Here is a 12,835-nt window from a genome sequence, read left to right on the forward strand (position 1 = left end):
GCCCAGGGACGCCTCCGGCGACAGCCCCTGCTCCCCGTCGGCATCGGCCACCCGCAGGGCGTACGAGGCCAGTTGCGCCGGGCCCGACAGCAGGCGCTCCCGTCCGGCACGTCCGGCCCGGGCCAGCAGCGGATCGGCCAGCTGCCGCAGCACCGAGAAGGCGAAGTCCTGCTCCAACTCGCCGCCGTCGGCGCGCACCACCCGCATCCCCCGGGCCTGTTCGGCGCCCGCCCAGGCGTTCAGCAGCGAGGTCTTACCCAGCCCCGCACCGGCCCGCACCAGCACCACCGCGCCCCGACCGGCCCGTGCCGCCGCGGCCGCGCGCTCCACCACGGCGAGCTGTTCGGCCCGGTCGAGCAGCACGCTTCCTTCCCGGCCGCGGTCGGCCGGCGGGTCCGCCGGGCGCCTCGGGCGCCCGGCTGCCAGCAGCGCGGCGGCGGCGCTCCCCACCAGGCCCAGCGCCGACACCAGTTGCTCCGCCGTGCGGCGCTGCGGGCGCCCGTGTCGCCCGCGCTCCAGATCCCTGACCGACCGGGCGGACAGGCCGGCCGCCTCGGCGAGCTCCTCCTGGGTGAGCCCGGCCTCCCGCCGGTACTCCCGCAGCATCTCGCCGAACTCCCTCAACGGCCCGCCGCCGCACTCGTCCGGCGCGAACTCCGTGGCTCGACCAACACACCCTCCCCCGATGTCCGGACGTCACACCACGTCCCGCCCGCGGAGGGACAGGAATAGTGGGCCCCCAGCGCCCTACCGTCCAGTAGCAAGCCGACCGATCCTACCCTCGGCCGCCGAAGCGTGCCCGTCCTTCGCCGCGACACACACGGCGGCCCGACAACTGAGGCAACGTCACCTTGCCCGCACCATCGGCACGTGCGACGGGTCGTGTCCGGCTCGCCGGTCGGGCCCCGGCGGTCCTTCGATGCGGGTTCTTCCGGTCGGACCCGGGTTCCTCCGGTGGTTCGTCCCGTTCTTCTTCCTGGTGCCCCGACCAGCTTGGTGATCTGCTTTGTACCAGCCGAATCGGCCAAACCCACCAGCGCGGTTCCGTGCCGATCGACGACCAGGCACGCGTGGTAACGCACGCTGTTGATTCTGATGAAGACGGCCCTGCTTTCCCAGCCGGTTCTTGACCAGTAACTCCAGGGGGTGTGTGGTGGCGATCGTCACCGGGAAGAACACGAGCTACGGTCCGCCGCTGGTGAACGATAAGTACACGCCGCTGGACGACATCGAATTCAGAAACGACGACGGGGCCATCTACACCGGTCTGCTGCAGAACCGGATGAATATGCTCAAGTCCTTGGGCCTGATCGACCAAGGGCTTGAACTGACCGTGCCGAACTGGGTGAATACCGTCGCCGCCGAAGCCACGCACCTGCCGCCGCTGGTGGTGGTGTCCAGCAACCGGGCCCGGTGGATCAGGACAGGCATCGATGCGGCTGGCGCCCAGCTGTTAACCCTGGGTGTCGCGCATTACGACAGTGCCAGCGACTTGCGCGCGCTGACCGGGGATCTCGGCATCTCGCCACCGTTGTACACACCGAGCAGGCTCGGGCTGAACCCGAACCGCAATGTCTACGTAGTCGTCAACATAGCCGAATACGACTTCTACAAGAAGACGTTGGCCGGGACCGGGATCACTCCGGTGGGCTGGAGCTTCGCCAAAGCGGCTGGTGCGCGGCGCAATCTCTCCCTGCTCGGTTTCGGCGCGACCCGGTTCGCCGCCATGGAGTTCTGCAAGACACTGCGCCAGCAGGCTGCCGCCAAGGCTGGAGGCACGGCACCGTGGAACTCGGCCTGGATCATCGATGACAACGTCGTCGCGCTCAGCAACTTCCCCGGCTTCGCCGCGGTCGAGGCGGTGCTCAACGCTGACCCGTGTGTGGGCTTCCAGGGCGGGACAAAGGCCGAGCCGGCCGCCGCCAACAAGGCGTGGGCCAAGAAAGAGATCGCCAGCCAACGCGGCCAGCAGGCAGCAGGCCTTCCGACGTCGTGGGCGGCAAGCGGGATCGTCCAGCAGGCCGCGCTCTGGAACGTCGCCTACTTCGACACCCAGCGCCTCAACTTCGGCCGGCTGTTCATCACGTCGGCCGAGGACGTGAGCATCGTCAAGTACTTCGACAGCGCCAGACCCGCCGCCATCCCCTACCGGTTCTACTCGGGGATCAGTGTGCACAAAGAGAATCCCACCCCCGACAAATCGAACGGTGCGGCAAAGGTGAACAAGGGGCGCCAGGACCTGACCATGTTGATCGCCGATGCCGAGAGCGCCAGTCCGCCGATCGGCACGCCACCGCCGCCGATTCGGGTGATGCCCCGCGAAGTCCGCGGTGTCGAGCAGACCCTGAGCGACTTCATCATCCATAAGGTGCTGCCGAGCGCATCGGAGGAGATCCGGAAGACGGCCGGCAGCGAGATCGTCCGGGCCCAGGCCAAGAGCCAGGGCGTGGAGCAGTTGACCAGTGGCGCGCTTGGTGCCGGTTTCGTGGATGCTGCCGCGATCAAGGACACGTTCAAGATCAACGGAACTGGGCAGCAGGTCGTGCAGCGACGGGACAGGCCATGACCGGGCCGTTCACGGATCTCACCGCGCTTGCCGCCCACCTGCGCGGCCTGGCTGCCGCGCACGAGCCGATCACATTCGACCAGACGATCCTGGCCGCGCCCGAAGCCGGCGCGCTCGCCACGGCGTTCGCGCTGCCGGACCAGCAGTTCCTGACGGTGACCGGGGTCGCCTCCGGAGACATCGGTGATCCGACCGGCAACGTGCTGACCGTCGGTACCGGCACCGCTGCCGTGCTGAGGGTGGCGGATGTGCCGATTGCGCTGAGCCTGTGGATCGCAGACGGCGCGCTGCAGCTCTCCGTCACCGCCACCATGCCGGACGGCTGGACGTTCACCGACAGCTTCACCGGTCTTGCGCTCTTCCCCTTCGACGTGTCGACCGTGAGCGGAGCCCGGTTCGTCTACGGCACCGTCGAACAGTCGGCGTTCACCTGGCCGGGTGAGGACGGCACGAGTGTCGACCTGGCACCGGGTCAGAACCTGCTGTGCCGAATCGGGCTGGGCGGGGTGGCGGGGCTGGCCGGCCTGCTGGGCCAGGTGATCGGCGACGACATGTCCTTGCGCTGCTTCGGCCCGTTCGCGCCGACCACCGGCCAGCTTTTGCCCGTCGGCATGCTGACTGCCCCGATCGGCGGCTCGGGGTTCAGTATCGGCGCGGCACCCTACGGGCTGTCGCTCACCGACCCGCGGGTCGCCGTGCGGATCGGCACGGCCGACGACGACACCGCCCCGCTCCAGGACGTCGATCTGCTGGTTCTGGGGACGTTCCAGCAGGTACTGCAGGTGTCGGTGTCCATCCCGATGGCCGGCGCGGTGTACCGGGTCTCCACCACCCCGTTGCCCGCCTCGCACTCGATCACTGCCCTGGTCGAGAGCCTGCCCGGTGGCGCTGGTTTCACCGACTACATCCCGGCCGAACTCACCTCCGTCTTCAGCTCGGTTGGGCTGGACAACTTCGCCATGACCGTCACGACCACCCCGGGTGTCGGCTATTTCGGGCTCTCCCTCAGCACCCTGCAGCCGTGGCCGCTGATCGACGACGTGCTGGTGCTGGACGGACTGAACCTGGTCATCGAGACGGTGGACCCGTCCGGTCTGGACTGGACCTCGGCCCGCATCGCCGCGCGGGCCCGGTTCCTGCCGGACATCTTCACCGGCGAATTCGACTTCACCGTCGGGCTGGAGAAGCAGACCTCCTGGGAGGTCAGTTCCGTCAGCGGCAGCTACTACGGCTCGGTCGACCTGGGCGACCTGGTGGCCGGGCTGCTGGGCAGCCAGGACTCGGTGCCCGAGGCGTTGCGCGGTATCTCCTTCTCCGACTTCGGCATCGACGCCACCAGGTCCGCGCCGGGTAAGCCCTTCGACTACACCTGTTACGGCAGCGCCCAGGTCTCCCTGCCGGTACTCGACACCCAGCTGACCGCGCACCTGACCGTGGTGTTCAGCAAGGCCGCCACCGGGTACTCGGTGCAACTCGTCGGCGCGCTGGCAATCGGGGAGGAGGCGTTCGCGCTGCACCTGGACCTCGGCGCCGCCGGGTCGCTGCTCAGCGCCACCTGGACCAGTACCGGCAGCCCGCTGGAGTTCGGCGACATCGCCGCCGCGTTCGGCTGGACCGACATGCCCACGCTGCCCGGCAACCTGGACCTGGCCTTGACCGGGGCGGGCTTCAGCTACGACTTCACCGCCGGCAACCTCGTCCTCACCGCCCGCTCGCAGAACTACGGGCAACTGGTCTTCGCCGCCTCGACCGTGGACTCCCAGCCCGCGTACCTGATGGACCTGACGGTGCCGCTGAACGTGAAGCTGTCCGACCTCCCGGTCGCCGGGCCGCAGATCCCGCCCTCGGTGGACGTCGGCATCGCGCAGGTGGAGGTCGCCTACGCCTCGGCCGACCACTCGGCCGGGGCGGTGACCGCGCTGGACACCACCCTGACGGCGCTGGGAGGCCAGCCGCTCGGGTACGCGTCCCTGGACGCCGGAATGGTCCTCGTCGCGAACCTGCGACTGGGCGGCGACACGCAGTCGTTGCGCCTGCCGTTCGGCACGCCCGACGACCAGCAGCAGCTACCGGCCGCCAAGGTGATCACTCCTGAGGGCCTGCCGGTCGCGGATCCCGGGCCGGGCTCCGGGCCGCCCGCGCCGGTCGATCCGACCCCGCAGCCGCCCCCGCCGCCGACTCAGGGCAGCGGCACCTGGCTCGACGTCGGCAAGACCTTCGGCCCGCTGCAGCTCCAGCGGGTCGGCATGGAATACGCCAACGGCACGCTGATCTTCGCTCTGGACGCCGACATCGCCTTCGGTCCGCTGGGGCTCTCGCTGGACGGGCTCGGTGTCGGCTCGCCGCTGGACGCGTTCGCCCCGGTCTTCACCCTCACCGGCCTCGGCCTGTCCTACTCCACCCCGCCGCTGCAGGTGCTCGGTGCGATGCTGAGGGTGCCGCAGTCGAGCCTGGCTCCGGGCGTGGAGCTGCAGTTCGACGGGGAACTGGTCGTCAAGGCCGAGGACTTCACCATCGGCGCGCTCGGCTCCTACGCCCAGTCGTCCACCGGCTTGCCGTCGCTGTTCGTCTTCGCCCAGTTGGAGGCACCGCTCGGCGGCCCGCCGGCCTTCTTCGTGACCGGGCTGATGGGCGGCTTCGGCTTCAACCGTTCCTTGGCCGTCCCCGGTCAGGACGAGGTGGCGGGCTTCCCGCTCCTGGCGCTCGCCACCACGCCGCCGCCAGGCACCGGCACCGGCACACCGCAGGATCCGTCGCAGATCCTGCACGTGCTGGAAGGCGACGCACCCCTGAACGGCGTCACCAAGGCCTGGATCACGCCGAAGGCCGGCGAGTTCTGGCTGGCCGCCGGGGTGGAGTTCACCTCGTTCGAGCTGGTCAGCACCAAGGCGCTGCTGGTGGCCGAGTTCGGCCAGGAGCTGAACATCGCACTGCTGGGCACGTCGACCCTGCAACTGCCGCTGCCCGAGGCCGGGTCGCAGGCCTGCGCCTACGTCGAGATGATGATCCGGGTGGTCGTGCAGCCCGCCCAGGGCTACGTCTCGGCCACCGCGATCCTGAGCGACAACAGCTACGTCCTCACCCCGGACTGCCACCTGACCGGTGGCTTCGCCTTCTGCCTGTGGTTCGGCGACAACCCCGACGCGGGGCAGTTCGTGGTCACCCTGGGCGGCTACCACCCTGCCTTCCAGATCCCGGGCAACTTCCCCAAGGTGCCCCGACTCGGCTTCAACTGGCCCGTCAGCGACGTGGTGAGCATCAAGGGCAACGCCTACTTCGCGCTGACCGGCTCCTGCGCGATGGCGGGTGGCGGCCTGGAGGTGCTCTTCCACGACGGCGACCTGCAAGCCTGGTTCACCGCGCAGGCGGACTTCCTGGTCAGCTGGCATCCCTTCTCCTACGCCGCCGAGATCTCCGTCTCGATCGGCGTGTCCTACCGGCTGAACCTGCTGTTCTGCCACAAGACGATCAGCCTCAGCCTGGGCGCCGACCTGAGCCTGTGGGGCCCGCCCACCAGCGGCGTCGTCCGGGTGGACCTGGTGGTCGTCAGCTTCAGCGTCCGGTTCGGCTCGGACGGCTCCGCCGCCGCCGCGAGTGAGCCGCTGTCGTGGAGCGACTTCAGCGCACTGCTTCCCGCCGCGGCCGACGTGTGCAGCATCTCCATCACGGACGGACTGTTCAAGACCCAGGACGCCCCGGAGAACAGCAGCGGCAAGCTGTGGATCGTCCGGTCCAAGCAGTTGGCCTTTCAGACCCGCTCGGCGATGCCGGCCAGCGAGCTGGCATACGCGGGCCGCACCGTGCAGTCGTCCGGCACCGCACCGGACGGCATCGCGATCAAGCCGATGAACCTGAGCGGGGTGGCCTCCACCCACAGCCTGTCCATCTACCAGGGCAGCTCGGCCACGCCCGTCGACACCTCCGGTTGGACGCTGGAGCCGCTGCCGCAGACGATGCCGGCCTCGCTGTGGTCGGCGCCGCCGGTGCCGTTCAGCCAGGTCCCGGCCGCGCCTTCGGCGGACGTGCTGCCCGGCGAGCTGTGCGGCTTCTCGGTCACCGCCCCGACCCCGCGGCCGGGCAACAGCCGCGGCCCGCTCCCGGTGCAGCTGCTGATGGCGGACTACCTGTCCCCGGCCGGCCAGGCGCCGCTGTCCGCGGCGGTCACCTTGTCAACGGACTACCTGCCCACCCCGAGCGAGCAGACGGTCGGGCTGCTGCGACAGGTGAGCACCGGCGCCGCGCAGCAGGGCCGGTCTGCCCTGTTCGGGGTGCTCGCAGGCGCGGTCATGCCGGACGGCAGCGCGCTGTTCGTCGGTGTGGACGGCGACCTGGCCGTGCTGGCCGCCGGCGCCGGTCACCTGTTCAGCGACTCTCCGGCCCAGCAGAACTGAAACGGAGCTCCCGTGCCCACCTCGGTGACGGCCGACATACGCGTCGGCGACCTGCAGTTCTATGACAACTACGTGCCCGCGCTGGCCGCCGGCAACTGGCGCATCGCCGTCGGGCACACCCTGGACGGGGTGGACACCGGTGCGCTGGGCGCCACCCAGGACCTGGTGGTCAGCGCGCCGCAGTTCGCGGTGGACACCACCGCCGTCCTCAACCGCTACCCTCCGGCCGGCAGCACCGGGCAGTACGCGCGGGTGCTGCCGCACATCGTGCTGAACGACGCGCTGCTGCCCTGGGAGCGCGCCATGACCGGCTCGTCGGAGCGTCAGCCCTGGCTGGCGGTGCTGGTGCTCGGGGAGGACGAGATCACCGGCGGCACCGGTCCCACCCGCACCCAGAGCGGGACGGTGGCGAGCTTCCTCAGCGCCGACCCGGCCGTGCTCAAGCCCGCTCTCACCGTGGAGGGCGATGTCGCCGGTACCGACCCGTGCACCTTCATCCAGTTACCGGCCACGCTGTTCCAGGCACTCACCCCGCGACTGCCGGAGCTGCGGTTCCTGGCGCACTGTCGGCAGTCCAACATTGCCGACAAGGCCGAGTAGGGCCTGGAGCAGAACGGACTGTTCTCGGTCGTGGTGGGCAACCGGTTCCCGGCCGCGCCCAGCGGAAACGGCCCCGGCGCGCAGAAGAGCATCGCGCACCTGGTGTCGTTGGAAGGTCTCGAACCCTACCTGGTGGACCAGCCGGACTTCGGCGCCCACACCTCGGTGGCGTTGCTCTCGCTCGCCAGCTGGACCTTCAACACGGTGGCCGACCCCACGCAGGACTTCCGCGGACTGATGGAGAACCTGGTCGGCCAGGAGTACGACGGCACCACCTACACTCCGGCGGACCTGTGGCTGCGGCTGCCGGCCGCCACCGCCCCCGGCAGCACCGCCACCCCGGCCGGCGCGGAAGTCGACCGACGGTTGGCGGACGGGTTCGTGCCCCTGCCGTACCGACTCCGCACCGGCGAGCAGACCTTCGCCTGGTACCGCGGGCCGTGCGTGCCGGCGCCCAGTACACCGCTCGCCGACGGCACGCCGTTTCCCACCTCGGACGCCGCGCTGATCTACCAGAGCGAGTTCGGCGTCTTCGACGCCTCACTGGCCACCGCGTGGCAGACCGGACGTGCGCTGGCGCTGGCCGACCGGACTTTCGGCCAGGCACTGTACGACTTCAGGCAGCGCGGTCACCAGCTCACCGACAGCCTCCTTCAGCGGCTGCGGAGCGACGCCTTCTCAGCGTCCCAGATCGCGGAGTTGAGCTCGAACACCCAGGTCCAGGCCGAGTTCCTGCGGTTCTTGTCGACCGATCTGCTCAGCAGCCTCGGCACTACCCCGGTCGCCCGCCCGGCCACCCGTCCGCTGCGCGCCGACCCGCCGCCGGCCCCGGACCCGGACCCGACCACGGCGGTCAGGAACTTCCTGGCCGACCCGCAGGCGCAGGCACTGATCGCGGACCAGACGCAGTCCAGCCTGCTGCCGGTGGCCACGTGGCTGGCCAATCTGCTGCTGCTCTACCCGGTGCCCTTCAACGTGCTGGTCCCGGACAATCGGATGCTCGCCCCGGAGACGCTGCGCTTCTTCTACCTGGACGACAATTGGCTGCGCGCGCTGACCGACGGCGCGGTGAGCATCGGCACGCAGTCCAGCCGGGACAGCTTCTTCACCGAGATCATGGGCGATCTGATCCGGCGGGCCACCGACACCGCGGCCAAGGCGATGCGCGTGCGGCGGATCGGGGTGGACCCGTCGGCCGCCGAGGTCACCGAGAAACTGATCAGCGGGTTCCTGCTGCGCTCGGCGGTGGTCTCCGGTTGGCCCAACCTGGCCGTCCGCGGCAGCCTGGCCGACGGCGGCAGCCTGCGCATCCTGCGCATGGACCGGCTGGCCGACGACCTGCTCCTGTGCCTGTTCTGGGGAGTGCCGGACCAGGTCGAGTTCGCCGAGCCGCAGGAGGGCTTCCGGCTCGGGGTCGACGACGACGGCAACCTGCCGATGCGCCAACCCGTCCCCGGCGGCCAGGTGCCGCTGGGCACCCAGCTGCCCACCCCGCTGCCGCTGGTACCCGGCAGCCTGCGCGGCGGCGGGACCGTGCTGGACGTCACCACCGCGGTGCGGCAGATCAAGGACGCGCTGTCGGCCGCCGGCGCAGCCGTACCCGACTTCGGGCCCGCCGACTTCGCGCTGCAGATGGTGAAGTCCCCCGAAGCCATCAGGTTCACCACCCAGACCCGCTGAACCACCATCACGGACAAGGACGGTCTCCATGCCCGGCTCACCTCTCGCCGTGCCCGTGCAGCTCGACGCCCTCGTGGTGAACCAGGCGGTGACGGCCAGGGACACCTTCCGCTGGTGGCAGTTCGCCTACCCGTCGCTGGCGCACTGGAAGAGCCCGGAACCCCTGGCACTGGACCGCTCGGTGGGCGGCCAGAAGCCGGGCGTCTACCTGAACTGGACGCTGCCGGAGGCGCTGCGGCACTCGGCCGCCGACACACCCAGCGGCCAGTACCCGCTGGTGCCCAACCGCTGGCTGATCGTCCGGCTCAGCGGTACCAGCCGCAGGCAGGCCGCCGCCTGGGTGCTGGAGAGCGACTGCCCCCACACCCCGGCGGTGACGACCGCGGACTCGGCCGACACCAGCATGTACCTGGCCGAGCCCGGGTTGATCGACGCCTGGAAGTCCTCCGCCGACCCGATCCGGCGGGCCACCACCTTGAACCCGGCGGCGACCACCGTCCAGGTCGCCGCACTCGGCGTCTCCTTCCCGCTCGGCCAGTGGTCCGAACGTGCCGCACAGCCCATGTTCCTCAGCGCGGTCGCCCCGTCCAACCCGCTCTTCAGCTCCTACCTGGCGCACAACCTGGGCGTCTTCTCCTTCCACGACCCGCTCACCGGCATCGACGACGACACGCTCAGCTACTTCGTGCTCGGCTGGTACTCCGACCCGGCCCAGGACATCCTCGCGCCGGCCGGCTCCGACGCCACCGCCTACACGGACCTGCTGCAGCAACTGGGCTGGACCCTGTCCGGCGGCTCCACCTCGCCCACCGATCAAAGCGTCCTGCACGGCGCGGCGTTCTCGGTCGACTGGCACCGCACCGGTCCCGCACCGGCCGACGACCCGCTGCAGGCCATCCGGGACAGCGGCGAGCTCAACATCGGCGTCGGCAACACCACCGTCGACGCGTTCACCGCACTGATCGGCCCGCAGCTCGACGACCCCGCCAAGGCCCGACTCCTGCGCGCCTTCCAGTACGACCTGCTCCAGCAACTCAACGAGATCAACGGCGACGCGCTGCTGGACGAGCAGATCCGGCAGGCCTGGTTCGGCTCCAAAGCCGGCGGCTATTCCTGGACCATCGTCGACGACTCCTCCGACGGCAGCACCGCAACCACCCTCACCGCGGACGAGCAGCAGTGGCTCACGCAGCTCAACCAGGCTCAGACAGAGCTGGACGCCGCCTTGACCTCGCTGTACAGCCTGCAGTGGCAGCTGCACGCGCTGTGGCTGAAGAACGGCCACCTGTCCGACCCGGCCAACACCTTCCCCCAACCACCCAGCGGTGTAGGGGATCTGACTCAGTTCCAGAGCCGGTTGGCCGACCAGCTCGACCCGCAGCACCCCGGGAGCACCGCCGCCCGGCTCGTCGCCCAGTTCGGCATCGTCCAGCAGTTGCTGCCGCAGGTGCCGCAGCCGGACCGGACCGGCACCGACAACGCCCAGCAGGCCCTGCGCAACGGCATCGCCGCGTTCGCCACCGGTAAGCAACTGGCCCCCGGCAAGATGCTCAAGGCCGTCGCCGCCCCGCGCTACTGGCAGGCCAACAACCCGGTGGTGGTGCTCTCCGGTGTGCAGGGGCCGCCCTCAGCGACCGGAACCGGCGCCCTGCCGGTACGTCCCTGCGACGACCTGGTCACCGGATTCACGCTCAACCCCACCAGCACCGTGGGCGCCGCCGCGGTGGCCGGCCTGCTGGGCGTGGTCGGCAGCCTGGCCGCGGTGCCGACCAGCGCCGCGCAACCGCTGCTGCAGGAGTTCCTGCTGCTGGACCCCGGCAACGCCGCGACCATCGCCACGGCCACGGGGCAACCGCAGGCCCAGCTGGCCGCGGCGATGACCGCGCACGACCCGGCGGCCTACACCGGGAGCCTGCCCGCGCTGAACCTCACCGGCTGGCAACAGCCGTGGAGCCCGATGTTCCTGGAGTGGTCCGGCACCTACACCTCCGTCCCCTTCGCTGCGGGCGATGCGCCTTCGTGGACCTTCGACGGCCTTGACTACCGGCTGGCCGCCACTGCCTCCTCGGTCCCGAGCGAGCAGCGCGTGATCGGCGGCATCTCGCTGCTCAGCCCGCACGCCGGGAACGTCTTCGGCTCCCGGCTCGACGCGTTCGTGCGCCAGTACGGCACGGACACCGAGCTGGCCCAGATCGACCAGTGGATCGCCAGCGTCTACGGCTGGCGTTTCCTGGCCCAGGAACTGACTGGCTTTCAGCAGCTGCTCAGCCTGCGCGACAGCCGGGCCTTCCGCCGTCCGACCGACACCGACCAACTCAGCGGCTACCCGGTGGCCGGGCTGACCGGCTACGGCGACGGCAGCGGCGGCGGCGGTGTCGTCCCGTCGGCGCTGACGCTGCCACCGGCCAGCCAGGGGCAGGTCAACACGGTGCCGTTCTTCCCGAACGGGCCCGCGCTGCCGTTCCACGGCGCCCGGCAGGGCGGGTTCTACTTCACCGATTTCCAGCTCTACGACAAGTTCGGCCGGACCCTGTACGTGATCCAGTCCGGGCAGTCCAGCGGCCTGTTCGACTACGCCGACTTCCCCGTGCGGATCGACCCGGCGCTGGCGCCGGAGCGGGCCCTGGTCCCCAAGGTCGACTCGGTGCTGCAACTGCCACCCCGACTGCTGCAGTACGCCCGGCTGGACGTCCGGCTGCTCGACGCGACCGACGACACCCTGGTGTACGAGCAGGATCCGCAGGTCATGCCGATCTCCGGCTGGGTGCTGCCCAACCACCTGGACAACAGCATCCTGGTCTTCGCTCCGGACGGCACCGCGCTCGGCGAGTTCCGGCTGTACGCGCAGGCCGACGGCGGCAAGCTCGGCCAGTGGACGCCGCCCCCGCACTCCGGCGTGACCCTGGACGACGTGGGCCGCCTCGCGCCACACCTGCGCGACATGCTTTCTTCTCCGCAACTGGCGACCGAGGCCGGCTTCCAGGCGTTCCTCGCCTCCATCGACCAGACACTGTGGACCACCGACCCGTTGGGCAACAGGGCAGACGCCAACCTCTCGGTACTGATCGGCCGCCCACTGGCACTGCTGCGCACCAGGCTGCAGTTCCAGCTGGACGGCGACCCGATCACCGACACCGGCTGGGCGGCCACCTTCACCCAGCCCACCCCGGATCTCCTCAGCTACCGGCTGTCGGTCCGGCTCGGCGACCAGGCCACCCGCCAGGACGGCGTGATCGGCTACTTCAGCGGTTCGAACTACGACGTGTTCAACAGCACCGTCGCGGCACCGGCCGAGCCCGCACAGGACTACGTGCGCGTGATCGGACCGGTCGGCAGCACCGCAGGAGGCAACTACCTCCAACTGACCTTCGCGCCGCAGACCTACCAGTACGTCACCGTACTGGCCGACCCGCGGGCGGCGATCCACGCCTACACCGGCATCCTGCCGGTCAAGCAGTTCGACATCCCGCAGCAGTTCGTCGACGGCGCGCTCTCGGCGATGGAGGTCAACTTCAACCTCGGTCCGTTGCTGACCGTCCTCGGGCCCTCACCGGCCGAAGGCGGTACCCCGCCGACCCACCCCCAGTCGATCGTCCAC

At 70.2% G+C, this 12,835-nt stretch carries 6 protein-coding genes; 5 read left to right on the top strand and 1 reads right to left on the bottom strand.

Annotated features, from left to right (window positions below):
- Window positions 1-606, bottom strand: a 606-nt coding sequence (locus TR50_RS31315) for a helix-turn-helix transcriptional regulator (RefSeq protein ID WP_042429991.1), incomplete at its 3' end; no start/stop codon positions are given.
- Window positions 607-1,153: 547 nt separating this feature from the next.
- On the opposite strand from TR50_RS31315, the gene TR50_RS31320 reads away from it, so the two are divergent.
- From TR50_RS31320 to TR50_RS47190, 5 genes are all read left to right on the top strand, one after another.
- A complete protein-coding gene (locus tag TR50_RS31320) occupies window positions 1,154-2,566 on the top strand; it encodes a hypothetical protein (protein WP_042429993.1) in 1,413 nt (470 codons plus the stop codon).
- A complete protein-coding gene (locus TR50_RS43095) occupies window positions 2,563-6,957 on the top strand; it encodes a DUF6603 domain-containing protein (RefSeq protein WP_052441575.1) in 4,395 nt (1,464 codons plus the stop codon). The genes TR50_RS31320 and TR50_RS43095 overlap by 4 nt, the downstream gene beginning before the upstream one ends.
- Window positions 6,958-6,969: 12 nt before the next feature.
- A complete protein-coding gene (locus tag TR50_RS48230; RefSeq protein WP_052441576.1) occupies window positions 6,970-7,557 on the top strand; it encodes a hypothetical protein in 588 nt (195 codons plus the stop codon).
- 30 nt (window positions 7,558-7,587) lie between these two features.
- Window positions 7,588-9,237: a hypothetical protein gene (locus TR50_RS31330; RefSeq protein ID WP_052441577.1), complete on the top strand. Its 1,650-nt coding sequence runs from the start codon at window positions 7,588-7,590 to the stop codon at window positions 9,235-9,237.
- A gap of 28 nt (window positions 9,238-9,265) precedes the next feature.
- Window positions 9,266-12,835: hypothetical protein (locus TR50_RS47190; RefSeq protein WP_052441578.1), on the top strand; the 3,570-nt coding region annotated here is incomplete at its 3' end.

This window comes from Streptacidiphilus anmyonensis (assembly GCF_000787855.1).
Taxonomy (GTDB): Bacteria; Actinomycetota; Actinomycetes; order Streptomycetales; family Streptomycetaceae; genus Streptacidiphilus; species Streptacidiphilus anmyonensis.

Coding starts and splice junctions, on each gene's coding strand:
- TR50_RS43095 (WP_052441575.1), top strand. CDS start 2,563: ATGACCGGGCCGTTCACGGATCTCACCGCGCTTGCCGCCCACCTGCGC.